The 26,520-nt window shown below is 49.4% G+C and carries 20 protein-coding genes and 1 pseudogene; 12 read left to right on the top strand and 9 right to left on the bottom strand.

All coding sequences use genetic code 11. The annotated features are described in order from the left end of the window. Positions 1–20: 20 nt before the first annotated feature. From OI69_RS09140 to OI69_RS09120, 5 genes and pseudogenes are all read right to left on the bottom strand, one after another. Positions 21–245 (bottom strand): annotated as a pseudogene (locus OI69_RS09140) (hypothetical protein); the annotation flags it as partial. Beyond that, the gene (locus OI69_RS09135) at positions 229–1,794 is read right to left on the bottom strand and encodes a site-specific integrase (protein ID WP_052198339.1); all 1,566 of its coding nucleotides are present in this window, start codon (positions 1,792–1,794) and stop codon (positions 229–231) included. The gene OI69_RS09135 and the pseudogene OI69_RS09140, both read right to left, overlap by 17 nt. Further along, positions 1,781–3,178 (bottom strand): site-specific integrase, encoded by a 1,398-nt coding sequence (locus OI69_RS19205; RefSeq protein ID WP_072034276.1) that lies wholly within the window; start codon positions 3,176–3,178, stop codon positions 1,781–1,783. The genes OI69_RS09135 and OI69_RS19205 overlap by 14 nt, the downstream gene beginning before the upstream one ends. A 72-nt stretch (positions 3,179–3,250) precedes the next feature. Then, positions 3,251–3,745, bottom strand: a complete 495-nt coding sequence (locus OI69_RS20210) for a hypothetical protein (protein WP_235319671.1) — start codon at positions 3,743–3,745, stop codon at positions 3,251–3,253. Between the two features lie 87 nt (positions 3,746–3,832). Beyond that, entirely contained in the window at positions 3,833–4,228 is a 396-nt protein-coding gene (locus OI69_RS09120; RefSeq protein WP_039349079.1) for a cytochrome b562, read from the bottom strand. 633 nt (positions 4,229–4,861) lie between these two features. Between OI69_RS09120 and OI69_RS09115 the strand changes: the two genes are divergently transcribed. The 9 genes from OI69_RS09115 to OI69_RS09075 all read left to right on the top strand — a co-directional run bounded on the left by OI69_RS09115 (position 4,862) and on the right by OI69_RS09075 (position 17,344). Further along, the gene (locus OI69_RS09115) at positions 4,862–5,551 is read left to right on the top strand and encodes an expansin EXLX1 family cellulose-binding protein (protein ID WP_039349077.1); all 690 of its coding nucleotides are present in this window, start codon (positions 4,862–4,864) and stop codon (positions 5,549–5,551) included. 289 nt (positions 5,552–5,840) lie between these two features. Next, positions 5,841–7,238: an SrfA family protein gene (locus OI69_RS09110; protein WP_039349075.1), complete on the top strand. Its 1,398-nt coding sequence runs from the start codon at positions 5,841–5,843 to the stop codon at positions 7,236–7,238. Positions 7,239–7,240: 2 nt separating this feature from the next. Next, a complete protein-coding gene (locus OI69_RS09105; RefSeq protein ID WP_039349072.1) occupies positions 7,241–10,228 on the top strand; it encodes a virulence factor SrfB in 2,988 nt (995 codons plus the stop codon). Next, positions 10,225–12,687, top strand: coding sequence for a putative virulence factor (locus tag OI69_RS09100; protein ID WP_039349070.1), 2,463 nt, complete (start codon positions 10,225–10,227; stop codon positions 12,685–12,687). Before OI69_RS09105 ends, OI69_RS09100 begins: the two co-directional genes overlap by 4 nt. A gap of 246 nt (positions 12,688–12,933) precedes the next feature. After that, on the top strand, positions 12,934–13,413 hold the full coding sequence (locus OI69_RS09095; protein WP_039349066.1) for a nuclear transport factor 2 family protein: 480 nt from the start codon (positions 12,934–12,936) through the stop codon (positions 13,411–13,413). Continuing rightward, a complete protein-coding gene (locus OI69_RS09090) occupies positions 13,410–14,126 on the top strand; it encodes an SDR family NAD(P)-dependent oxidoreductase (protein WP_039349063.1) in 717 nt (238 codons plus the stop codon). The genes OI69_RS09095 and OI69_RS09090 overlap by 4 nt, the downstream gene beginning before the upstream one ends. 5 nt (positions 14,127–14,131) lie before the next feature. After that, positions 14,132–15,400 (top strand): NAD(P)/FAD-dependent oxidoreductase, encoded by a 1,269-nt coding sequence (locus OI69_RS09085; RefSeq protein WP_039349061.1) that lies wholly within the window; start codon positions 14,132–14,134, stop codon positions 15,398–15,400. Beyond that, a complete protein-coding gene (locus OI69_RS09080; protein WP_039349058.1) occupies positions 15,393–16,118 on the top strand; it encodes a DUF1365 domain-containing protein in 726 nt (241 codons plus the stop codon). Before OI69_RS09085 ends, OI69_RS09080 begins: the two co-directional genes overlap by 8 nt. Beyond that, entirely contained in the window at positions 16,115–17,344 is a 1,230-nt protein-coding gene (locus OI69_RS09075) for an SAM-dependent methyltransferase (RefSeq protein ID WP_039349054.1), read from the top strand. The genes OI69_RS09080 and OI69_RS09075 overlap by 4 nt, the downstream gene beginning before the upstream one ends. Positions 17,345–17,459: 115 nt before the next feature. Here OI69_RS09075 and OI69_RS09070 read toward each other — a convergent pair whose 3' ends face one another. Continuing rightward, on the bottom strand, positions 17,460–18,779 hold the full coding sequence (locus OI69_RS09070; protein WP_039349051.1) for an ABC transporter substrate-binding protein: 1,320 nt from the start codon (positions 18,777–18,779) through the stop codon (positions 17,460–17,462). 119 nt (positions 18,780–18,898) lie between these two features. Further along, entirely contained in the window at positions 18,899–20,194 is a 1,296-nt protein-coding gene (locus OI69_RS09065) for a Gfo/Idh/MocA family oxidoreductase (protein ID WP_039349048.1), read from the bottom strand. A gap of 441 nt (positions 20,195–20,635) precedes the next feature. Between OI69_RS09065 and ogt the strand changes: the two genes are divergently transcribed. The 3 genes from ogt to uspE all read left to right on the top strand — a co-directional run bounded on the left by ogt (position 20,636) and on the right by uspE (position 23,323). Next, positions 20,636–21,169, top strand: a complete 534-nt coding sequence (ogt, locus tag OI69_RS09060; RefSeq protein ID WP_039349045.1) for a methylated-DNA--[protein]-cysteine S-methyltransferase — start codon at positions 20,636–20,638, stop codon at positions 21,167–21,169. Between the two features lie 266 nt (positions 21,170–21,435). Next, positions 21,436–22,182, top strand: a complete 747-nt coding sequence (gene fnr, locus OI69_RS09055) for a fumarate/nitrate reduction transcriptional regulator Fnr (RefSeq protein WP_010274971.1) — start codon at positions 21,436–21,438, stop codon at positions 22,180–22,182. Between the two features lie 190 nt (positions 22,183–22,372). Continuing rightward, complete coding sequence (gene uspE, locus OI69_RS09050; protein ID WP_039349042.1) at positions 22,373–23,323, top strand: universal stress protein UspE; 951 nt, start codon at positions 22,373–22,375, stop codon at positions 23,321–23,323. Positions 23,324–23,448: 125 nt separating this feature from the next. Here the strand turns inward: uspE and pntB are convergent, their stop codons facing one another. Together pntB and pntA are read right to left on the bottom strand one after the other, a co-directional pair. After that, positions 23,449–24,837 carry a Re/Si-specific NAD(P)(+) transhydrogenase subunit beta gene (gene pntB, locus OI69_RS09045; protein ID WP_039349038.1) on the bottom strand — a complete coding sequence of 463 codons (1,389 nt, stop codon included), beginning with the start codon at positions 24,835–24,837 and terminating at the stop codon, positions 23,449–23,451. Between the two features lie 10 nt (positions 24,838–24,847). Next, positions 24,848–26,377, bottom strand: coding sequence for a Re/Si-specific NAD(P)(+) transhydrogenase subunit alpha (gene pntA, locus OI69_RS09040; protein ID WP_039349035.1), 1,530 nt, complete (start codon positions 26,375–26,377; stop codon positions 24,848–24,850). Positions 26,378–26,520 lie beyond the last annotated feature (143 nt).

Raw genomic sequence — 26,520 nt, 5'->3', positions numbered from 1 at the left:
TCAAGTCTGAGCTAATACATATAAGCATTGTCAATTGTATGGAAACCTTCAATGCCTTTGAAACGACTGATTTCATCAAATCGCAACGAGTTTTTACCATTTCCCCTCAACCAACCGCTGCCTTTGGTACCACATGCCCAGGCAGAGTCATCCCATGAGTGGGCGAAGTCAGTTGCAAGATGTTGTTCAAACCAGGTTTGTTGTTCGGTAATGAACATTTGAAATTGCTCAAAGTTTTTTTTCATCATGTACCTCTTTTTTCAGATGAAAACGGCAACGAGCAATAACAGACTGGATTTCAAATTGCGTGGTTTCATGAATGGAAATGAGAGGATTACGCGCGTTACCAACACTATCTGAAATAGTTATTAATTCATCAGTTTCTTTGATTACACTATCCAAAACTGCCTGATGATCGCCGTCAGTGAAAGGGCGGTAATACAAGCAGCCGTAACAGCATCGCACTTCACAGAAAGGACACTTACCATCAGTTCTGGAACAGCCACCTATATCATAATGCAATTGGTCGCCAACCACTCCTGTCACTCGGTAACCTTGCCAATCTTGAGCGGATGTCAGTTTTCCTGTCAGCATCATGGCAACCATATTTTGCCAGACAGGATTAATACCGAGCGCTTTGGCTCTGATCAATGCCAGCGCTGGGGTAGCTAAAATATAATGTTTTGCGGCCACCAATGAGGAATGCCCAAGTATATGTGCTATTTCCTCGGCACTTGCACCTTGCATTGCCAGAGAGTGACCAACGTTGTGACGTAAATCAGTAGGTGTAATTATGGGTTCGGCAGCCTCTCCGCGAGCAACTGCCGCCTGATAATCTGGCGGGCTGAAACTGAGGAGCGCCAGATTAATTGCCTGAGATACATAACGCGGTGCTGAAAAGCTGAAATCAAATAGTTTGTCCTCAGGTTTGAGCTCAAATCTCCCAGTATAGTGCATGACCAACTCACCAACTTCCGGTGGAATTGCCAGAAATAATCGCTCTGTCGTCACACGTCTTTGTTTGGCGTATGGCAAAAACACGCTGTATCGAACCAGCCCAGATTTCTGATTTCGCGTATCGATACGAAAATCTTTCACCGCCAGTCTTGCCAATTGTACGGGACGTGCCCCTGTTACATAGACCAGCCCAAGAATCGCTGCATTTCGCACATCGCTTTGACTGAAATTTTTTCCATGGCGTAACAGCGAAGCCATTTCAAACAACCCATTGATAATCATGTTTTTCTCAAGCGGGTCCAGTACATTATCGATTTCCTGATATATACTCCAACGATCGGAATGCGGACGAGGGATGAATTCAAGATCATCGTAATCTTCAAGAGTAAAACTCGGGAATGTTTCAGCGCAGAGGATTTTTAGTCCGAATAATACGGAGTAAAAGGCACCGCTATCAATGTCGTCTTTTTCCAGAAAACTACGGAGCGTAGCAAAGGAAAACTCAGCATGTTCGCGGCAATGTTCGATTGTATGCTTCCAGTCAAGATACAAAGTTGGAAGTCTCGTTGGAAATCTCATCGATGCATATTTGAAGCAAATATACTTAATTAATTTATTCGACACATTATCTTGTTTAAATAACAAGCAGCGACGACTGCCGGCGTAATAGAATTCCCATTTATTGCCAGCATTAATTATGTATCTGTCATCAAACTCCATTGCAGTCTTCAGATAAATCCGCTCAGGAATGTTAAGATCGAGGATGGCTTTGGTTAAGTCGGAAGAATACATTGAAATCCCGACGTCGGACATAAGCGTGTTTTTACTGGAACTCATCATTATACTCATCCGTTATGATATTTAAGATTTCATTCAGTACAGTATTATCCTGGGCAATGCGTTGGATATTGGCTAGATTTGCCTGTTCAGACAGAAAACGTTTTGCATACAGATCAGGCATTTGGCTTGTCGGACTCCATCCCCCCATTAATCGCAATTCATCTTTGGCTTCTTCCATTAATCCTGAGAGAGTAGGGAGCTCAACAGCAAGGTGCTTTCTGTTTGACTGATTCTTCAAATATTTTAAACGATATATCCTTTGCAAAGTCAGGTAAGCCCATGTATGTCGGGTAGTATGTGGTGTTAATTTTTGCAACGAGTCAAAATACAACGGTGATTTGTACTCAGGATGATTATCAGTAAAGACCTGTTCGACTTTCGAAAAAACAGAACGAATAGCAGCGTAGGATAATGGTTTCCCCGCCCGCCGATCCGATGTGAAAATGAAATCGTGGTTATCAGTTTTTGGTCGTATTTTCCCTATATAAATACTCAGAAAACTATAATCCTGTTTATCGAGCTCCAGCACTCGATTCGCCCATACATTTTTTAGGGAAGGAGCATTCTTTCTGGGATCGTATCCGTCCTCAACAGTCGTGATGATCAGACTAAACTTATCTCCTTTTATATTTGATTTAATAGAGCTGCGCTCTAACAACAATAGCTCACCTATTCGTAATCCATAATTTAATAACAGACGAACAATCAGAAAATTTCGGAACTGAAGATACCCAAAAGGGAAAGGATTTAGTGGGTTATGCTTTTGGGGAGAGGAGGGGGCTATTATACCGTACAAGCTGATCACCATAGCACCAGTTAAGCTCTGAAATCCCTGGCTACTGTGACTGCGTTGCGAAGATTTCCTTGGTGTCGTCAGTGTTCGATAGTTGTCCCGGCAAAGATGCAAACGGGTATGTAAACGTGAAGCCACAAGTGATAATGCTTTGGGAGAATCATCACAAAATGTTGGTGATATATAAGTGTTAATTAAAAAAGAAATAAAGTGAACCACCGCCCTAAATCGGGCTGCGTTAGTAGAACCGTGGGGCTCAGAGACCGTCGTAAATGGCAGTCGCTTTGACTGGATGATGCGACCATTTTCAAGATACAGTAAAAAATCGGGCATTTCCCCGATAGCAATGTCCGGATTATGGCCAGATGAATAGAAGCTGTAGCAAAACGTGACGCGATGCTTTTGCTGCCAGAATTCGTAGAAGAATTTCACAGCCTGTAGCGAAGCATTCTGTGTGGACAATGAACGATGAGCAAGATGATCAATGTAATACCTGAGTGGATACAACAATGGCAAACAGGTTGCCATGTCCATCAGGATCCATTGCCGTTTATAGTCGGAGATAACCAACTGATTGAGTGAGTACATGACTTAACCTCATAATGATTGTGGTTATGAAGAAAATGTACTCTGAACCTAACGCAAGAAACGAGAGGGAAGTCAGAAATTACTAACGTATTGATTTATCGTAACGTGGATGTGACTTATGAACTTATTAACCACCACAGGTGATTTAACATAATATACATTATGCGAACCAATAGAGGCACACACAGGAACTGGCCGTTCCGCTGAGTAAATCCCCGCATCCAGAAAAACTCTTTTTCCAGCATCAACCATCATCCCTACGGCTGACAATCTGATAATGATAAATTTTCCCGCTCGGGCCAGCGAACGGCAGCAAAAACTCCCCCCGTACCAATCTACGGGCGTTTTTAGGACTCTGCTTAGCCGCAGTCTAACGATACACCATAATTTATTAGCCTCTGTGTAAACACCCAGCGGTAGCAAAGTATCGATCGATTGTGTGGCGATCGCCCTCGCCTTTTCCTCGTCATATCCCCGTGAACTCTGTAGATCCTGAGCATATTCAAGAATAAAAAACTGGCGATATTCGGGGTAATCCCCCTCTGCCATATCTATCAAATTCACCATTGTGTTCACGTTATCGATCCTTATATAACAAAAAAGCCGCCAGCGGATTCACATCCCATTGGCGGCTTATGGTAACCGAAAAGCGACTTAGCCTCTCAATTTACTATGATATTCACCTTTCAGCGTATTGATCTCAGCTAATACGGCTTTAGCTTCACTCAGTTTACCCTCATCGGCCAGAGCCTGCGCACTGTCGACTTTTTGCAAAATTTTATCCAACCCTTCTATATAGGCTTTTCTGTCTGGGCCATCTGCTGGCTCTTTCGCGAAATCAGGCGGCACCTGCGTTTTGGCGTGCTCGACGTGCTCACGAAATGTACTCAGTGCGGTTTTCAGCGCTGCGGTATCGTCAGCTTTGGTAGCGGCGGTATAGCTTTTCTGCATACCTCGCATATCTTCCGATACCGTTGCATTCGCCAAAACAGGTGTCAACAAACTCCCAGCCAACAGCACAGAAAAACAGATCTTGGTCATTTTATTCATCTTGAACTCTCGCTTGTGTTCCACAGCACGACATACTCAGAGAATCTGGCCACCACATACTGGCCAGCCCAATCTTGCTTTTGTTATATTGCGTCCTACATCATTGCCCATATCACGGAGCGATGACTATGCTAATTTTATGGTCATTACGGTAAAGATGTTAAATTATTTTTAATTGATTCATTGTTTTTGATTGTATAAATGTAAAAGTTATCACTAATTTGAGTTTGGTAAGCATTTTCTGCTGTTGACTCCGGGTAGTCTGGCGTCGCCTTTTTGATAATATTATGTCGGTGTGTCATCAATTCCCAATCGCTTCACCGCAAGGTGCTGCGCGATGGTTGGCTGGGTTGAACGTGATACCGTCAATCCGTAGAACATATTCTGAATAAATCCAAATCTATTATTTCATCATATAATAATTCCACCCTATAGACATAAACTCGATAATATATTTACTGCTTTATTGTTTTAAGATAAAACCGATTTACTTATTTATACAAAAAACTGATTATTTTTATGCCAAGTGAGATTTCCAATGCAATGGATTTTTAAAAGTGAATCTTTGTCTTGGCGTTATTATTTTTATCACTCATCTATGTTATTAATCTTGAATCATATTGGATGTGAAACATGAATAAAATAACCTCATTAGCGTTGTCTGCATTATGCGTTATTCCGTTGATTAATACCGCTCACGCTCAGTGGGAATTGAACGATATTTGTTACGGCTACGCTACCGCAACAGGCTCTGGGTATCAGGGCGGCGCACTGTTGTTGGATCCTATCCCCAAAGACATGGAGATCGCCGCGCTGAACCGGAGCCAACTTGACTATCGTGGCGTGAAGGCGTCACTGGCCGGAGCTTACCTGAAAGTCAATGGCCCCAAAGGCAGTACGGTCGTCTATGTCACAGATCTTTACCCTGAAGGTGGGGATTGTGCATTAGATTTATCGTTTAATGCTTTCGAAAAAATAGGTGATCTGCAAGATGGGAAAATAAATATAGACTGGACGCTGATCGAAGCACCAGTAAATGGCAACGTTATTTATCGTATCAAGGAAGGGTCAAACCCTTATTGGGCCGCGGTGCAATTCAGAAACGTGAAATATCCGGTTATTGAAATGAAATATATGCGCGATAACCAATGGATTGCGGCACAGAAGACTGATTATAACCATTTTATTGTTGAACACGTCGGAATGAATGACATCCCGATTGAATTCACCGACGTAAAAGGCAATGTCCTCAGTGATACACTGCCGCCAATGTCACAAAGTACCTCATCCGCTTACCTGATCACAGGCAACGTCCAACTGTAATCGTCAATAGCCAGAGGGATGCTGACAGCGTGCAGCTTCCCTCGCGGCTGCCTGATCGCATTGAAAAAAACCAACGGCACTTTTGTCTGCGTTTTCATCATATTATCTGGATGGCATCTGCTGCACATGAGGACACTTCTCGTTTCCCACTTTTCCTATTGCCCAAATATTTGTTAGTTTTATCACTTCTTTAAGCGTTTGATTCGCCATCATTCGCACTACAGTATACCCTGTCGCAGATTGCATTCTATTTTCTGCTTTAGGCATCATTACAAAAGGTCTCTTTTGCGTGGCAAAATTATTTTTACGTAGTGGAAGTTTGGATGATTTTCTGGCGCTGGGTGAGAATGGGCAGCCAGTTTATGCATCAGCACTTCAATTGCGGGAAACGTTACGTCTCAGAAAACAACAGCAGATTGCCGATTGTCTGGCGATTCCCCAACCCAACGAGCATGGCGATCGCATTGACTGGTATTCACCACTTGACGGTAAAGTCACCTCTTGGATTGCTGCCAGTGAAGAAGAACGTGAAAAGGCGCTGTCGTTACTGGAAACCTATCAAACCGCAGTTGCCGACATCAGCCAGCGTGCGCAAAATGCAGAAAAAGCGGGGCAGAAACTTTTCGGTGTCCTGCTGGCAAAAGCGATACAGTTTCCTGGCGCAAACCATGTTTATCTGGTTGATGGCAAACCGGTCTTAACATTCTGGGGTTTCGTCAATCTCGATAAAAAATCCCGCCTTGATGCGCTGGATTGCCTGAGACCCGTCGTCAAGGAAATCGAACCGATTTTTGCTGCCCCCGCTCCAGTTGCAAGCACGCCAACGCTTCCGCTGGTCGATACCGAACCCAAGCCAGAACCCCTGCCTATCGTTCAACCCGAATCTGTTGAACCAACGCCTGCGGTGGCGGCTACACCGCTTGCTCGCCCACCATTTTTCCGCCTATGGTGGTTGCTACCTGCTGCCGCGCTGTTAGCTATTTTGTCATTGCAGATACGCGGTTGCATGTCAGGGCAAGACGAAAAAACAACATCCGAATTAGCTGCGACGGTCAAGCCGGAAAAACGTGTGCTGCCTTCTTCTACGCCAGTTGAAACAGCACCACAGCAAGAAAGTATTCCCGTTCCTCCCGTTGCTGAAAAAGAGATCGTTAAAGCGGCTGAGCCAGTGGTTCCTACACCTCCTGCTGCGGTTACTGCTGTTTCCGAAACACCGGCCGTAGAAGCGGCTAAACCGGAAACCTCTGTTGTTCCACAGGCAGAGCCTGCTGTCGAACAAGTGCCAGCGATCCCCGCAGGTAAAGATGATTTAGTCATGCCTGCCGACGCGGTGAAAGTCGGTTCTATTAAGTTTCTGAACGGCAACTGGCGCGTCATTGTCGATGGCAAAGCCCCTATTACCGGCAGACCACCTAGCCTGCGTTACCAGATTCAAAATGGAAAAGGCACGGCGCGTATCACTCATGGTGACGGTGTCACATGTCGCGCCAACATCGAGGCAGGATTAATGAGTTCCGGCAATTTGATCATCAACAGTCGCTCTGGTGCCCGCTGTTCCGATAATTCGCGTTTCCAAATGCCGGAACTGGTCTGTAAACAAGGCGCGGCCGGCGCAGCAGCGGAGTGTATCGGTCGCTATGACGAAAATACCGTTTTCCCGATGACGATAAAGCGCGAGAGTAAATAATCATGCTGGCTACAATTACCGATTATAAACAACGCATTACGTTGATTCAGGACAGCGGAATTCAGTTTTTGGATTTTGCTTTAAAGCCGCAATTTTTGGCTGAGCAGCCTAATTGCTATGTGCGTAAAAGTGCCAATGGCCCCTTGCTCCACCTGCTTTACGATGAACATACGGACAAGTTCCTGCTGCCTTCGGCAACGGGTATGCCGCCTGAAGTCGTGAAACCGGAGCTGAGTATTTCGCTTGAGCAATCGCTAAAGCTGCTGGAGAAGATCTGGTTGCCGTTGCCCTTCTTCCGCTTTAATCCACCTCGTACCTTTATGGGCGGGCCTGACAACTGGGCGCGGATGCAGATCCTCGCGTTGGATACGCCCGATCAGGACGGCAACACGCACCGGATTTGTCTGGCGTTCGATACCAAGACCTATCCGGAAGGTCACGAATATGAAACGCTGGCGCCCAATGCCAATGACATCAAAACTGGCGGGAGTTTCGCGCTGGCTTATCACAGCGATGAACTGGGTGAATTCCTCGATGAGACCTGGGTCGACGGCTGGCTGCGTGAGGTCTTTACTCAGCGAGTTAAAGCGCTGGAAAACCGCGATAGCCACGATGTAAAAGTGGCGCTCAGGGGATTTGAATATCAGGCGCATTACCTGAATGTGTTGGATATGCTGGGCAACCAGCTTGAGATACCAGAAATTCGCATTAATACCTGCACGTTGCAGGAACCGGCAGTCAATGTTGACCTGATTCTGGATGTGGGAAACTCGCATACCTGCGGCATTCTGGTAGAGGATCATGCAGATGAAAGCAACGGTCTGAAGCAGACCTATGAACTGCAATTGCGCGATCTGAGTGAGCCACATTATCTGTACAACGAGCTGTTCGAGAGCCGCGTTGAGTTTTCACAGGCGAAGTTCGGCAAAGAAAATTTCTCCGTAGAAAGCGGCCGTGACGATGCTTTCATCTGGCCGTCGATCACCCGCGTCGGGCGTGAGGCCAGCCACATGGCGCTGCTGCGTCAGGGAACGGAGGGATCGAGCGGAATTTCCAGCCCGCGTCGCTACCTGTGGGATGAAGAAAGCTATGCGCCAGGCTGGCGTTTCAGCCAGACGGACGCACATTCTCAGACCGAACCACTAGCCACCGCCATGCCGTTGACCATCATGCTTAATGATGAAGGTCAGCCGCTCTACAACCAGCCGCTGGAAGAACGCTTACCTGTGTTCTCGCCGCACTATAGTCGCAGTTCGATCATGACGTTCATGCTCTCCGAATTGCTGGCACAGGCGCTCATGCAGATGAATAGCGCCGCTCAGCGGTTAAAGATGATCCACAGCACCGCGCCGCGCCAACTGCGAAATATCATTCTGACGCTACCTTCAGCGATGCCGAAACCCGAACGTGAAATCTTCCGCCGCCGGATGCATGAAGCGATCGCGCTGGTCTGGAAAGCAATGGACTGGCACCCGATGGATGAGGATTTCACTACCCCAACAGACAAACAACTGAGCCGGGTTCCGGTGCCTGAAGTACAAATCGAGTGGGATGAAGCCACCTGCGGGCAGATGGTTTACCTGTATAACGAAGCGCAGGTGAACTTTGGCGGTCGTGCAGAAGATTTCTTTGCCAGTATGGCGCGCCCGGATAAAGAGCTGGACGAGGGGGAACCCGCAGGCAAAACGTTACGTATTGCCTCAATTGACATCGGCGGAGGCACCACCGATCTCGCCATTACGCAATATCTGCTTGATGACGGTGTGGGTAACAACGTTAAAATTATTCCGCGCCTGCTGTTCCGCGAAGGCTTTAAGGTCGCTGGCGATGATATCCTGTTGGACGTCATTCAGCTTTATATCCTCCCTGCGTTACAGGCCGCGCTAAAAACCGCAGGCATGGCCAGCCCGGATGCGCTAATGGCGAAACTGTTCGGCAATGAAGGTCGGATGGATGCACAGCTTACGCTGCGCCAACAGGTGACGTTACAGGTCTTCATCCCGATTGGTCGCGCGATACTGGAAGCCTACGAGCGCTTTGATCCGCTGGATACCAGCGCTGAGATCGAGTCCACCTTCGGTGAATTACTGGAACAGGCGCCCACGGAAAAAGTGTTGGAATACATCAATACGGAAGTTCAGCGCGAACTGCCAGTTAGCGACAAGGTATTCGATATTTTGCAGGTGCCGCTCATCCTCAAACTGAGCAAACTGCATGGCGAATTCCTCTCTAACAAAATGAACATCACGCAGAATTTGCGCCTGATGTCTGAAGTCGTATCGCTGTATTCATGCGATGTGCTGCTGCTCACGGGGCGACCTTCTCGCTTCCCAGGGATTCAGGCGCTGTTCCGCCACCTGCAACCGCTGCCGATTAACCGGATGCTGTCATTGGATGGATATCACACCAATGACTGGTATCCGTTTAACAAACGTGGACGCATTGATAACCCGAAATCCACCGCGGCTGTTGGCGCGATGTTGTGCCTGCTGGCACTCGATCTGCGCCTGCCAGGTTTTTACTTTAAGGTCGGTGATTTCCAGCCCTATTCCACCATCCGCTATCTCGGCATGATGGACAGCAGCAACGCGCTGACGCTGGATAATGTGTATTACAGTGATATCGATCTGGATGCGCCAGATTTTGTGCTCGATCCACAACACAGTTTTCAGGTGCGTGGTTCTCTCTGTCTTGGATTCCGTCAGTTGGACAATGAGCGTTGGCCCGCATCCTCACTCTATATGCTCTCGATTGTCGATCAGGACTTAGCGCGGAAGGTCGTTGGCGACAGTAAGCTGCACGTCCGACTGGCGGTGACAAAGAGCGACGATCAACATAGTCCCGAACGCTTTGAGATTACCGAAGCCGTATTGGAAGACGGCACCCGTGTTCCGCCACAGCATTTACGGCTTAAATTGAACACATTATCCGCAAACGGTTCAGGAGCGACCCATTATTGGATCGATAGTGGGAGTGTATTTAAAAAATGAAACGATTAACGCCCAAACAACTTTCTACCCGACTTCACGGCCAGCTACAGGCCGTCGCGCAAGGCGTTGAACAGGCTATAGGCTGGGTTGAAAGCACACGCCAGAACGCACCACGCCTGGACATCGAAGCCGATCGTTTGATTGTCAAACTGCGCCGCAATTACAATAAAGCACAGCACCTGTCCGACGTGGCGCAGAAAGAGATTGCCATCGGCTTTTTTGGTCTGTCTCAGGCGGGAAAATCCTATCTGATCGCCTCGCTGGCCGGGGGCGAAAGCGGCAAACTGGAAACCACGTTCGAGGGGCAGCAGTTAGATTTTATCGAACATATTAATCCGTCCGATCGAGCCACCTCGCTTGTCACTCGCTTTAGCCGACAGTCAGGCGTGAAGAACAAATCCTTCCCCGTTCAGTTGCAACTGCTCAGCGAACTGGATATCGGCAAGATCATGGCAAACGCGTTTTTGAACGATCTCAATCAGGGGACAACGTTCGAAGAGCTGGATGAACGCCATATTGCCGAGCACATTAAAACGTCGTTGATGCACCGCCAGCCTGAATCCGTTGAAGGCATCAACCGCGATGAAGTCGTCGAACTCTGGGACTACCTCGCGCGCCACGATGCCAAACGGCAAAAACAGTTAGCGGCGCACTTCTGGCCCGTTGCCATTGAATTAGCACCCTATCTCACCGTAGATGATCGCGCTCAGCTTTTCTCCGTGCTGTGGGGCGAATTGCCTTCTCTCACCGCCGCCTATCGCCATTTCAGCCACACGCTGCAACATCTGTCTGGTACGCGTAAGCTGTTAGCCCCCTTACGGACACTGGTGGATGAGGATTTAAATCCGGCAGAGGGATTGATCGACGGTTCCGCGCTGGAACGACTGCACAGTACCGACGACCCCAGCATTCTGGTGCGTCCGGTTCAAAACGGTCGTGCCGGGAAAACAGCGGAACTCTCGCTGGCCGAGTTAACCATGCTGGCTGCGGAGTTGCTGATCCCTCTGCATTCGCCCCCCAAGGAAGCGCTGTTCGAGCAGGTCGATGTGCTCGATTTCCCCGGTTTTGGTGAAGTTCGCGAAACGCAGGAGGAGCCACCAGCAAGACGTCGCAACTCGCTGCATCCGTTAGCGCACACGCTTTTGCGTGCGAAACGAGCCTATCTGCTGGAACGTTATACCGATAATCAGGAAATGAACGTATTGATGGTATGCAGCGCCGCAGGCGACCGTGCTGACGTTAAAGTCGTCGGCAAGGCGCTGGATCACTGGGTTAAACAAACTCAGGGTGAAAATGCGCAGGTTCGTAGCCATCGTAAACCGGGGCTGATTTGGGCGGTAACCCGCTACGATCGACGTATTACACACGGGCAAAATTACGATGCTGCGGTACAGCGTTATGTCGGTAATCCAGGTGACGCCTGGGGAACCATGCTGGCCATGGATAAACGTGGCGTAGCACGCATGGCGACGTGGTTGGGGACCGAGGTTCATCGAGAAGTGAAGCTGGGGCGTATTGGCGAACAGCTTAACGAGCTTCAACGGGAACTTAGCGATAACCTGCTGGGTAACTGGTATCTGCCCGTCGATGTTGACGATCCGGCAGAAAAGCAGCGTATCGCGGAGACATTGCTTAAATCGCTCCAGACCCGTACCGGTGTTCACGGCGAACTGCTGGAGCGGCTTCTGCCCTCGCGTGATGAGCTACGCCGCCTGTATCTGCAACAGCAAGGGGGGCACTATGGTGGTTTCCACGCTGACGTTGAAGACCTCTCTGCACCGTTGGCCAATAGCGATCCGTTTGGCGTTGGGATCGAAATTGATCTGTTTGCCGATGAGCCGATCGCTATCGATCAGCCAGCACCGCCGATGTTGACGACCGATCATAGCTATGAGGCAGACTATGCACACGGCGTTTATCGTTACTGGATTAACTACCTGCGCAGTCTGCCGGAAAATGCTCCACTGCTCGATCTACTGAACGTGCCAAAATCCACGATCGAAATGTTGGTTGAAGAATTGATTACCGGCAGCATCCGTTTGCGGATTGAAGACGCGCTGGTCGATATGTTGGTCGACGGGGAGCAATTGGGGATCAACCGTGAGAATAAAGCCGACCGTCAGGTTTCACGCGTGCTGACTATTCTTGGTGACTTTGTTGCCTGGCTCGGCTTCCAGCAGCTTGATGAATCGCTGCGCCCTGCCAGCCGTATTAATCGCGGTCATAAGATTTTCGCCAAGCCGGAAAAACAGGCGGTGAGCTTTGGGGCTTCACAGCGCTTAACCAAGCTGTCGCTCACGCCGACCAACAATACGGCGTTTTATATCTATGACTGGCTGGTCGGTCTGAATGAGATGATTATCCAAAATGCGGGTTACTCCGCGGCGCGAGAAGTCAGCGCTAAGCAGCGTGAACAACTAGGCACAATTCTGACGTTGATTAAACCTGCTGAGAAGTAACCTTCAGCCTACCGCTGTCGATCCAAAAAACATGGCGTGACGTTGTCACTAAATTTTGCGCCATGTTTTCTTCTTTCTCCCCCCCGTATGTACTTATCGCCCTTGCCGTTCCTCAAAATCTTATTTGACGAACGGTGGATTCAATCTATACCTAAATTGATATCTTTCAATTAATAAGCGTTGACGTTCCTCTATCTGTTAGCCATCTCCACTGCGTGGACGTGGGTGACCTTAACAGGAGTGGTGATGACGATAGAAAAAGCGCGTGAGGAAGACGACATCTCGGTAGAGAACGACGAATACGAACCTATTCTGCTGAGAATAAAGGCATTTTATCGAGATCTAACAGCCAAAAGATTAACGGATCTGGGTGATATCTATCATCAGGATATTCACTTTATCGACCCCATTTCCAGCCATCATGGGTTGAATGCTTTACATCGCTACTTTTCTCATTCACTCGACAAGATGAGCTACTGTCAGTTCAAGATCGCCGATGTCCACACTTTCCGCGGCGGTGCAATGATGTTCTGGACGATGCACTATGCACACCCGTCGTTAAAGCGTAATGCGCCGCTGACATTAGCTGGCTGTAGCCACCTGCTCTTCGCCGACAACAAAGTAATCTACCACCGTGACTATTACGATATGGGCGACATGCTTTATCAGCATATCCCTCTGCTTGGTTCGCTTATCCGTTACCTGAAATCAAGAATGCAGACATGAAACGTGTATTGATCACCGGGGCCAGCTCTGGAATTGGCCAGCAACTGGCACTGGATTATGCCAGCGACGGCTGGGATGTGCTCGCCTGTGGTCGTGATGAACAGCGGCTTCACGCATTAACCGCTGCCTTCCCAACCATTAGTACGGCAGCATTTGACATGACGAACCTGGCGGATACGCAGCAGGCGTTGGGCAGCGTCACAACCGATTTGGTGATTCTCAGTGCAGGAACCTGCGAATATCTGGATAACGGCGTCGTTGACGCGGAAAAAATCCGTCGGGTGCTGACAACCAACGTGATCGGCCCGGTGAATTGCCTGTCGGTGTTATTGCCACAGCTTGCCAACGGTAGCCATCTGGCGCTGGTTGGCTCGACCGCCAGCCTCGTTGCGCTGCCAAGAGCGGAGGCTTATGGTGCCTCAAAGGCGGCGCTGGCCTATTTCGCCCGCAGCCTGGCGCTGGATTTGCAGTCTCGCCATATTACCGTGTCGCTGATCCTGCCCGGTTTTGTCGATACCCCGCTCACCGCACGTAATGACTTTCCGATGCCGATGCTGATTTCTGTGTCGCAAGCTTCGGAGGCTATTCGCCGTGGTCTGGCAAAGAAAAAACGCGAGATCGCCTTTCCTCTGCGCTTTGCGCTCTTGCTCAACGTGATTTCTGTTCTCCCACAGTCATGGCAACGTCTGCTCGCCAGCCGGTTAGTAAGGTAAAACGTATGAAGATTGCCATTATTGGCAGCGGCATTTCTGGCTTAACCTGCGCATTCAAGTTATCCGATCGCTTTCAGGTGTCGGTATTTGAGGCGAACGATTATCTGGGGGGCCACACGGCAACGGTCGATGTCGTTCAGGATGACGTCCCCTACGCCATCGATACGGGATTTATTGTCTACAATGAACGGACCTATCCCCATTTTATTGCATTACTGGATGAACTGGAATTAACTGGCCAGCCCACCGAAATGAGCTTCTCGGTCAGTAATCCCGTTTCTGGTCTGGAATATAACGGGCATACGTTAAACACGCTATTCGCCCAGCGCGGCAACCTGTTCCGCCTCAGTTTTTATCGTTTTGTTGCGGAGATTGTGCGCTTTAACCGCGTGTGTAAGCAGTATCTTGCCAACGGCGATTACCAGGGGCTGACGCTACGCCATTTGTTGCAGCAGGAAAGATTCTCGCCGTTCTTTGCCCAGCACTATCTTTTGCCAATGGGCGCGGCGATCTGGTCGTCATCGCTTGAGGATATGCGCCATTTTCCTCTATCGCTTTTCCTGACTTTCTTCAACCATCACGGGTTATTGGATTTGGTTAATCGCCCGCAATGGATGGTGGTGCCCGGTGGTTCACGGGAGTATGTGCGGCGACTCGCCGAGCGTATCCGCGATCGGGTGACAATCCATATCCAGACGCCCGTCAATCAGGTCATACGCGATGATAAAGGTGTTACTGTGCATACCGCCAGTCAGGCGTATCAATTTGATCAGGTTATTTTTGCCTGCCACTCCGATCAGGCACTGGCGCTGCTGGAAACGAGTACGCCCGATGAGCAGCGTATCCTCGGTGGCATACGCTACCAACCTAACCGCGTGATTTTGCATACCGACACCCAGCTTCTGCCCCATAACCAGCGGGCATGGGCGAGCTGGAATTACCGCCTGCCAGTCGATCAGGCGTTTAGCCGCGTGCGTGCCTCCGTGACCTATAACATGAACATTCTGCAAGGTATTCGTTCATCCACGACCTTCTGTGTCTCACTGAACCCTCAGCAGGACATCGACCCGAATAAAATACTGCACCACGCGATTTATCATCACCCGGTGTTTACTCAACAGACGACAGAGCACCAACAGCAGCGTGAACGTATTAATGGGCACAACCGAAGCTGGTTTTGTGGTGCTTATTGGTACAACGGTTTTCATGAGGATGGCGTAAGAAGCGCACTGGATGTCGTGAGTCAGATTGCCCAGAGCGTGCCATATGAATAGCGCTCTGTATGTGGGTAAGGTTCGCCATCGACGCTTTACGCCCGTCACACATCGTTTTGACTATGCATTATTCATGACGTTAATTGATTTAGATGAGATCCCCGCCTTGCCGCATGCGGGGATTGCGCTGGAGCGTTTTTCCCCTGCGTCATTTTGTCGCGGTGATTACCTCGGTGGCGGCGATATCAAAACCAAAGCGCAGGATCGGATTGCAGAACTGACCGGTGAACACCTCACGGGGAAAGTTTTACTGCTGTGTCAGCTACGCTATCTGGGCTGTTATTTCAATCCGGTCAATTTCTATTATTTGTACGATGAGCATAACGAACTACGCTGGTTATTGGCAGAAGTGCGCAATACCCCCTGGAACGAACGTCATACTTATGCCGTCGTCCCCGATGGTTCTACGCCTGTTTCTAAAGCGTTTCATGTGTCGCCTTTTAACCCGATGGAGATGGTGTATCACTGGCGACTCACGCCGCCCGACGCGCGTCTGAGGATCCACATTGAGAACCACCGACAAGGACGCGAGTTTGATGCGACGCTGGTGCTGCATCGTCAGCCACTCACTCGCGCCACTCTGCGTACTCAGCTTTGGTCTCTGCCGTTAATGACGATGAAAACCGCCTGCACCATCTATTGGCAGGCTTTGAAACTGTGGATTAAACGCTCGCCCGTTTATCCTCATCCGCAGTCTGGAAAAAAGGACACCCCATGAGTTCAACGGAAACACAGTTGGTGCGTCACCCGAGCAATACCGCTCGCTATGCTCGGGCCAAAAAAATGGTGTTTCTTCTGCTTAGTCGAATAGACGGCGGAGGATTGCGCCTTCGTGAACCAGAAGGCAATGAAACGTTATTCGGGGATCAACACGCGACGCTGCAAGGTGAAATCACGATACATAACCATCGCGTTTATCGCCGCGTCTTACTGGGTGGAAGCATCGCTGCTGGCGAAAGCTATATCGATGGTGACTGGAGCTCAACCAACCTCACGCTCGTTCTCCAGCTTTTGGCGCAAAATCAGGCGTTAGTCGATACGCTTGAAACGCGTTTTGGCTGGTTGACGGGGCCATTTCATCGATTTATCCACTGGTGTCGCCGTAACCGCCCACAGCAGGCGCAGAAAAATATCGCCGCTCACTACGATCTGGGCAACCATTTTTACCGCAGCTTTCTCGATAGCGAGATGCTCTACTCCAGCGCCTGGTATCAGCAACCCGAAATGACGCTGGAAGATGCACAGCGCGCCAAGCTGCGCCGTCTCTGCGAACAGTTGGCGCTCTGTGAAACGGATCATTTACTGGAAATCGGCACCGGCTGGGGGGGATTAGCCGAACTGGCCGCCCGTGAATATGGCTGTTACGTCACCACCACCACGCTGTCGCAACAGCAGTATGACTACGCGGTTGAGCGCATTCAGCAAGCAGGCCTGAGCCATAGAGTGACGGTGCTGCTACAGGATTACCGCGCGTTGACAGGTCAGTATGACAAGCTGGTGTCGGTCGAAATGATCGAAGCAGTCGGAAAAGCCTATTTACCCACCTTCTTCAAGCGTTGCCAGCAATTGCTGCGTCCACAAGGCCGTATGGTGCTTCAGGCAATCACCATTGCCGACCAGCGTTACAGCCATTACTGTCGTAACGTTGATTTTATCCAACGCTACATTTTCCCCGGCGGTTTTCTGCCTTCGGTCACGGCAATGACCACGACCATGACGCGGCATACCGATTTTATCACCCGCGATCTGTTTGATATCGGTCAGGACTATGCCCGCACCCTCAGCGAATGGCGGAAGCGTTTTTATCAGCAGTGGCATACGCTGAATACTCAGGGCTTTGATGAATCTTTCCAGCGCCTGTGGGTGTTTTACCTTTGCTATTGTGAAGCGGGCTTTCGCGCACGCACCATTAGCACGGTACAACTCACTGCGGAAAGACCATGAATAAAAAGCGATTAGGCGGTGGTGGAGCAAAAATGGCATGTGGTGTGATTAAGTAAGAAGACGTGCGATGCCGTATATCCTTCGTAGCACGGCATCGCACATTAACCGTCGTTAGTTATCGGATAGCGCGTTTTAATATTCGATTGGCACCGCTCAGGAAATCGTCAGCAACGTTGTTCACTTCGCCATTGCCGTAGTCCAGTTTTTGCAGACTGGTTGTCCACAACTGGACTAACTCCTGATTTTCCATAAAAGGTGACACAGGCACTTTAGACGCGGGTTGTTCCGCTGCCGCCCGATAGGCATTTGCTAACAGGTTGCCAGAGTTGATCACGCCAATCTCTTCCAACAGTTTTTGCGCTTTCGGGTTGGCTGGCATCCCGTTTTGTAACCCGACTGCCTTCACGCCTTCTGGATTACTTAGCATAAAACTCATCAGCATCGCCGCTTCTTTGGGATACTTACTGTTCTTGCTAATCGCGAACAGAGAAGACGGCTTGGTGGTCAGCCCCGAATCTTTAGCACCTGGCATCGTGATAAACGGCCCCGTTTCCAGCACCGTCTCTTTCGGCATGTTGCTGGAATAGGTGTAGATAGCGGAATCCCACAGATACATGCCCGCGAGTTCACCGTTAATCCAGGGGCGGATTTCATAGACGTTAGTGCGCCCGAACGAAGAGAAATAACGCTGATCGGGTATCACATGAGAATCAACCAGCTTTTTGTAAAAACCGAAAAGCTCCCGTACCTGATCGCGGCTATAAGCAATACTCTGTTTCTTTTCATCGATCAGGTCGATGCCATATTTTTGTGCCATATAGCTACGGCCAAGCGTGAGCATATCCAGCACATCGCTGGATCCCTGAGCAACACCGAGCGGGTAATAATTATCCCCCAGTTTTTGCTTAAACACCGGGCCTGCGGCAAACAATTCATCCCAGGTTTTCGGGTAAGCAACGCCCGCCTTGTCCCAGGTGGTTTTATTGTAGATCATGCTGCGGGACGTCATCGAAATCGGCAAGCCTTGCAGCTTCCCTTGTACGTCCGACGTTTTCAGGTAGTTAGCCGGAAAATCGCTCAGCCCCAGAATATCTTTTTGTTTATTCAAATCATAAAAGCCGTCGCCATTGCGGGAAAATTGCGGTAGCCAGTTCCAGTCAATACGAATGACATCCGGCTCTTGCCCCCCAGCCATCTGGGTTGAAAGACGTGAAAGGTAGCCGTCCCAGCCAGCATATTCAGCTTTAACGGTAATGGTCGGATTGGCTTTTTGAAATGCGTTAATCGCCGCCAGCGTCGCCTCGTGCCGCTGATTGCCTCCCCACCAGGAGATGCGGATCTCAGCAGCGTCGGCAGAATGAGAAAATGCAGCGCCCAGTGGAAGCGCGGCGCAGAGTAAGAGTAGGTGAGGTAATGTGTTCCGTGTTTTCGCCATAATAGAACCCTTATAATAGTATTCGGAGGTTTCCACTGGTCTGGCTGCATGCAAACAGACCGGTACTACGGATGCGAAAGCGCTGACTGCCTGAAATATTCGTCAGACAGAGACTCTGATTAATTCTCTCTTTTAAGATTAACGGCCAGTTCGCTTATTTTCACTGGCAGTTCGGTGCGTAATGATCGATTAGCGGCGATACCGGTTAAAATAGACATGGCTCCGTCACGATAATCCGCTGCACGATGTAATGGATCGGGTTCCGGTGTACCAAACAGATCGTTTAACATGACCTGATCGCCGCCGCCGTGTCCACCGGCTTTAAATTCAACGGGTACGACATAAGGCTCATCGAACATCGGATAGATCTTTATTTCACATTCATTAAGCGCACCTTCATCCTCTTTTTGCCCGCCTCCGTTTACATAAGATTTTTCCACCAGTTTCATTTCTAACCGGCCCTTGCTGCCATTAAATACGACATTCAACCCTTCCCAGGGTAAATACGCATTTAGCGAGTATGTCATGATGGCTTTGCTTTTATAGCGCACCATCACACCCAGTACATCTTCAATATTAATACCGTCATCGAACACACTTTTATCACGGTAATAACCGTCTTCATGTTCAGCATCTAAATACAGTGCTGTCAGTTGTTCGCTTTGATTCATATGCAGCGCGAAGGGATCGTTTTCGGCCACAGCACTTTTGTGTGAACGCGAATAGAATGCGCTGACGCCGCGTGCTTCGGCATTGGCTTTACCGTAAAAACGCAAATCGCCTTGTGCATAAACCGTTTCTGGTTCGCTATTCAGCCAGAAATTGACCAGATCGAAATGGTGTGTGGATTTGTGCACCAATAGCCCGCCGCTATTGCGTTTGTCCCGGTGCCAGCGTCGGAAATAATCTGCTCCGTGCTCGGTATTCAGCAGCCACTCAAAATGCACGGAATAAACTTCACCAATCAATCCGGCGGCAATGAGTTCACGAATTTTGCTGTGATGTGGCGCATAACGGTAATTAAACGTTACCCGTAATTTACGCCCAGTACGATTAATCGCATCAATAATCGCCTGACATTTTTCTTCGTCAATCGTCATCGGTTTTTCACTGATGACATCACAACCTAATTCCATCGCCCGAATAATATAATTATGATGAGTACGGTCTATCGACGTCACAATCACAATATCTGGCTGGGTTTCCGCAATCATCTGTTCAAACTGTTCGGCATGATATGTCGCCACATTATCGTGACCAAATTTATGGACAATCTGGTTGGCATAATTCATTCGAGTCTGGTTTGTATCGCAAAAAGCAACGAATTTCCCCTGTTCTTGATAATCTCTGGCGATAGACTCCAGATAAAGGCCTGCGCGCCCCCCGGTTCCCACTACGGCATATTTCTTTTTCATGCTGCGCATTTCCTCTAAATAACGTAGAACACGACCCACACGCTATGTCTTTGCCATAAAAAATAGAACATACCAACAACGCTCACCTTCACATTATTGCCATGTGATAACGTTATCTGGCAGTAGAATGAAGATTCACATGCTCCATCTCTCATAAATACAAATTGGCTCACTTCATATTAACATTTGATTTTATTGACAATATTAGGAATATCACATCCTACATGCTCAGGTGGATCTCTTAAGTGTCCGTATGCAAACGGAATTCGCTCTAAAATGGTGTCGCAGTGACACAGGACGACGATCGTGCCGGGTTCCCCTTCTTTCACTTCTCCACCCGGCATACTTCGTATTTTATTTTCAATCCACCTGATGATGCTGGATAATCACCTGGTGACTCATGAAAGATGCAAGCAAGCGACCAACGCGTAAGGAATCACTATGCAGACTTTTTTTCAGGACACGATGGCAACCCCGCTTGGGGAGTTATTGATTATTGCTGATAAAAATAATCATTTGCGTGCCGTCGAGTGGCGCGAATATGAGGACGATTTATTTCGCTCGCTCAATCGCAGTTATCGGAATGATCCCTTTTCGTTACAATCACGCCATAACCCTGGTGGTCTGACAGACTGCCTGCAACGCTATTTTGATGGCGACTTAACGATTATTGATACGCTGCCCGTCGCTTCCATCGGGACTGAGTTTCAACAGCAAGTTTGGCGGGAATTGCGTCGGATTCCGTGTGGAGAAATTACCACCTACGGTGAGCTTGCCACGCTGCTCGGGCGCACAGGCGCAGCGCGCGCCGTCGGTATGGCAAACGGCTCAAACCCTGTCAGCATCGTGGTTCCGTGCCATCGTGTCATCGGCACTGGCGGCGCACTGACCGGTTATGCGGGGGGCATTCACCGTAAGCAATGGTTACTGACTCACGAAGGTTTTTTACCCCGCCAAAATAGTTTACCGATATAATTTCCGCCCTCCCGACAGACGACAGCCCTCCGAATTGCTTATCCGCATAAGTGATTCGGATTAGCCAATGAGTTAATCGGCTCGCTAACGTGATAGACGAAAATATATTGTCACGCAGGGTTTATATATCGGAATGTTTCTCAGCAAAATAGAAAAATTATAGTGAGTTCACTATTTATTGGTCTATTCCTGTGATTATCGGTCTTATCACGGTCGATAAAAGCTGTTAAAATTGACCAATATCAATTATTGCCTGAGCAAAGCCTATGATCCCGGAAAAGCGAATTATCCGACGCATCCAGTCTGGCGGTTGTGCAATCCACTGTCAGGATTGCAGTATCAGTCAGCTATGCATCCCTTTCACCCTGAATGAACACGAGCTTGATCAGCTCGACAACATCATTGAAAGGAAGAAGCCTATCCAAAAGGGGCAAGCGCTGTTTAAAGCAGGCGATGAATTGAGATCGCTGTACGCCATCCGTTCCGGTACGATAAAAAGCTATACCATCACGGAGCAAGGCGACGAACAGATCACCGGCTTTCATCTGGCAGGTGATTTGGTTGGCTTTGACGCTATCGGTACGGCTCAGCATCCAAGTTTCGCTCAGGCGCTGGAAACATCGATGGTCTGCGAAATTCCTTTCGAAACGCTGGATGATCTTTCAGGAAAAATGCCTAATCTGCGTCAACAGATGATGCGTCTGATGAGCGGTGAAATCCGTGGCGATCAGGACATGATCCTGCTGCTGTCGAAGAAAAACGCGGAAGAACGTCTGGCGGCATTCGTCTACAATCTCTCGCGCCGTTTTGCTCAACGTGGTTTCTCGCCGCGTGAATTCCGTCTGACCATGACGCGTGGTGATATAGGTAACTATCTCGGCCTCACCGTTGAAACTATCAGTCGTCTGCTGGGACGTTTCCAGAAGAGCGGCACGCTGGCAGTGAAAGGGAAATACATCACGATAGAGAATCTTGATGCGCTTTCCGAATTAGCAGGATCCTCACGTAAATAACCGTTTTGGCCTAACTTGTTGACGCTACCACCGTTTTACGGTTTCGGCGTCAACGTCTCCTCCCCCTTTACCGTGCTGTTCGTGATATTTCTTATTTTTTTATTCTATCGCTTATCTCTGTTGTCCAAATCGATTCCATTGCGGTACTCTTGATTTACACGCTGTGGAGTAAAAGCTGTTTGGAGGAGCTATGGCAAAGTATCAGAATTTACTGGTAGCTATTGACCCAAATCAGGATGACCAACCAGCGCTGCGTCGGGCGGTTTATCTGGTTCAGCGACTTGGCGGCCGTATCAAGGCGTTTCTGCCGATTTACGATTTCTCTTATGAAATGACCACGTTGCTTTCCCCCGATGAAAGAGTGGAAATGCGTCAGGGCGTTATTCAGCAGCGAACCGAGTGGATTGCGGAACAGTGCAAATACTACCTTGAAGCGGGTGTTTCGATAGAAATCAAAGTGGTCTGGCACAACAAACCCTTTGAGGCCATTATTCGGGAAGTGATTTCTGGGCAACATGACCTGTTGTTGAAAATGGCACATCAGCACGATCGGCTGGAAGCGGTTATCTTTACACCAACAGACTGGCAGTTACTGCGCAAATGCCCTTGCCCTGTGTGGATGGTAAAAGATCAGCCATGGCCGATCGAAGGTCGTGCATTGGTTGCGGTTAATCTGGCCAGCGAAGACCCTTATCACGATCCCCTCAATATCAAACTGGTATCAGAAACGCTGGAACTGGCTCAACAGGTTGATCAGACCGAGGTTCATCTGGTTGGTGCCTACCCCGTTACCCCCATCAATATCGCGATTGAATTGCCCGATTTCGATCCCAGCGTCTACAACGATGCGATTCGAGGGCAACACCTTATTGCCATGAAATCGCTACGACAGAAGTTCAGTCTCGATGAACGCGTAACGCACGTAGAAAAGGGTCTGCCAGAGGAAGTGATTCCCGATCTGGCGGAGCATTTACAGGCGGGTGTCGTGGTATTGGGGTCGCTGGGTCGAACCGGTCTCTCCGCAGCCTTTATCGGCAACACCGTCGAGCATGTGATTGATCATTTGAAGTGCGACCTGCTTGCGATTAAACCCGATGATTTTGTTTCGCCAATTACACAGGAAGAAGGCGATAACAGCTAATTAATCGCGCCATACGTTCAGGTCAAATAATGCCAGCCTCAGCGCTGGCATTATTTTTAGCATTTGTTATGGATATAAAAAAGGGGCGACACTTGCCCCTTTTCGTTATCGGCTATCGATGACGCTTACAGCGCTTTCAGAATCGCCTCAACGCTGTCTTTGGCATCGCCAAACAGCATCTGCGTATTCTCTTTAAAGAACAGTGGGTTCTGCACGCCAGCATAACCGGTATTCATGGAACGCTTGAACACGATAACATTTTGCGCTTTCCACACTTCCAGAACAGGCATGCCAGCAATTGGGCTATGTGGATCTTCCTGAGCGGCAGGGTTAACCGTGTCATTCGCGCCAATCACCAGCACGGTGTCGGTATCGGTGAAATCGTCATTAATTTCATCCATTTCCAACACGATGTCGTAAGGCACCTTCGCTTCTGCCAACAGCACGTTCATGTGACCAGGCAAACGCCCTGCAACCGGGTGAATACCAAAGCGAACGTTGATACCACGCGCGCGCAGTTTCGCGGTGATGTCATGCACTGGATATTGCGCCTGTGCTACAGCCATGCCGTACCCCGGAGTGATGATGACCGAAGTTGAATTCTTCAGCAAATCAGCCACGTCTTCCGCTGAAGCCTCACGATATTCCCCAACCTCTTCGCTCTCACTGGAGGCCACACCGTCCGTACCAAAACCACCGGCGATGACGCTGATAAAGGAGCGGTTCATTGCCTTACACATGATGTAAGACAGAATCGCACCAGACGACCCCACCAGCGCACCGGTTACGATCAGCAGGTCATTGCTCAGCATGAAGCCTGCCGCCGCGGCCGCCCAACCGGAGTAGGAGTTCAGCATAGAAACCACGACCGGCATGTCGGCACCACCAATCGAGGCAACCAGATGCCAGCCAAATACCAGCGCAATCGCCGTCATCAGAATCAGTGCAAGAACCTGTAATGCCACGCTGCCCGTATTGACGAAAACTAACAGCAGCAGGAAGGACACCACCAGCGCCGCCAGATTCATTTTATGGCGATGTGGCAGCATCAGCGGTTTGGATGAGATCTTACCGCGCAGTTTGCCGAAAGCGACAACCGACCCTGTGAAGGTCACGGCACCGATGAAGATACCCAGGAAGACTTCCGTCAAATGGATATTAACCATCACCGGATCGGTGATCTCACCGTGATCGAGGAAGCTGTTAAAACCAACCAGTACTGCGGCCAGGCCGACAAAGCTGTGAAGAATCGCGACCAGTTCGGGCATTTCGGTCATTTCAACCTTACGCGCCAGATAAATACCGATCGACCCACCGATTGCCATCGCCACGATGATCCAACCCACGTTGCCAGAATCAGGCCCCAGAATTGTCGCGATCAACGCAAGCGCCATCCCGCTGATACCAAAGATGTTCCCTTGTTGCGACGTTTCGTGCTTGGACAAACCCGCCAAACTGAAAATGAAGAGAATTGCGGCAACAATGTATGCAGCAGTTACTAATCCACCAGACATGTGTTACCCCTTAGTTTTTACGGAACATTTTCAGCATGCGCTGAGTCACGGTGAAACCACCGAAAATATTGATGCTGGCGATCAATACGGCAATGAATGAGAAAAACGACACCCATCCGCCGTGGCCGATCTGCAACAATGCTCCGACAACGATAATGCCTGATATCGCGTTAGTGACCGACATCAGTGGCGTGTGCAATGCGTGGCTGACATTCCAGACCACGTAATAGCCCACGACGCAGGACAACGCAAAAACGGTAAAGTGAGACAGGAACTCTTTCGGTGCGGCATCGGCCAGCCAGCCAAACAGCAGAATAGCGATCGCGAGGAACGCATATTTCTTCCACGGTGACGCAGGTTTCGCCTCTTCCTTCACTACCGCAGCGGCAGGTTTTGCCTGCTGTGGCTGTGCTGAAACCTGAATGGGCGGCGCTGGCCAGGTGATCTCACCTTCTTTCACGACGGTCACACCGCGAATCACGGTATCGTCAAAATCGACATTGATCTCGCCGTTCTTCTCTTTGCAGAGTAATTTCAGCAAGTTAACCAGATTCGTACCATAAAGCTGCGAGGATTGTGTCGGCAGACGGCTGGGTAAATCGGTGTAACCGATAATTTTGACGCCGTTTTCCGTTACGGTGACGCGATCGGCCACGGTCAGTTCGCAGTTACCACCCGTTTGTGCGGCTAAATCGACAATCACGCTACCGGGCTTCATGCTCAGCACCATTTCTTTGGTGATCAGGCGTGGAGCTGGTTTACCTGGGATCAACGCGGTCGTGACGATAATGTCGACTTCTTTCGCCTGTGCGGCAAACAGTTCCATTTCGGCTTTGATAAAGGCTTCAGACATGACTTTGGCATAACCGTCACCGCTGCCCGCTTCTTCTTCAAAGTCGAGTTCGAGGAACTCGGCGCCCATGCTTTTAACCTGCTCTTTGACTTCAGGACGGGTATCAAAAGCACGAACGATGGCTCCCAGACTGCCTGCGGCACCGATCGCAGCCAAACCAGCCACGCCAGCGCCGATAATCATGACTTTGGCAGGAGGAACCTTACCCGCCGCAGTAATCTGTCCGGTAAAGAAACGGCCAAATTCATGAGCGGCTTCAACGATGGCACGATAGCCCGCGATGTTAGCCATCGAGCTAAGCGCATCGAGTGACTGCGCGCGCGAAATACGCGGCACGGAATCCATCGCCATCACCGTCACCTGACGGGCTGCCAGTTTCTCCAGCAGTGCCGGATTCTGCGCAGGCCAGATAAAGCTGACAACCGTACTGCCCGCACGGGTCAATTCGATTTCATCATCCTGCGGTGCATTTACCTTCAGGACGATATCGGATTGCCAGACTTCCGAACTGTCAACAATCGACGCACCAGCTTCTTCATATGCGGCGTCGTCAAAACTTGCCAGTTTTCCCGCTTCACGTTCTATCGCGACCGTAAAACCCAGTTTCAGCAGTTGTTCAACCGTTTTCGGCGTTGCTGCAACACGGGCTTCATTGGCCAACCGTTCTCTTGGTACACCAATACGCATACTGATACCCTTTTCGCTTATTTTTAACGAAGGTTATTATTTTCACCCTACTCTGTTATACGAATTCGCCGAGACCTGCTGCACCCTGTATCCCCGCATTTACGCGGTAGGAAGAGACTCTTATCATCTTCTTGCCACACGCT

Origin of the sequence: Pectobacterium fontis (assembly GCF_000803215.1) — a bacterium.
In the GTDB taxonomy this organism is placed as follows: domain Bacteria; phylum Pseudomonadota; class Gammaproteobacteria; order Enterobacterales; family Enterobacteriaceae; genus Pectobacterium; species Pectobacterium fontis.
The sequence above is the reverse complement of the archived record's forward strand: the minus strand, read 5'-3'. Positions and strand labels throughout refer to the sequence as shown.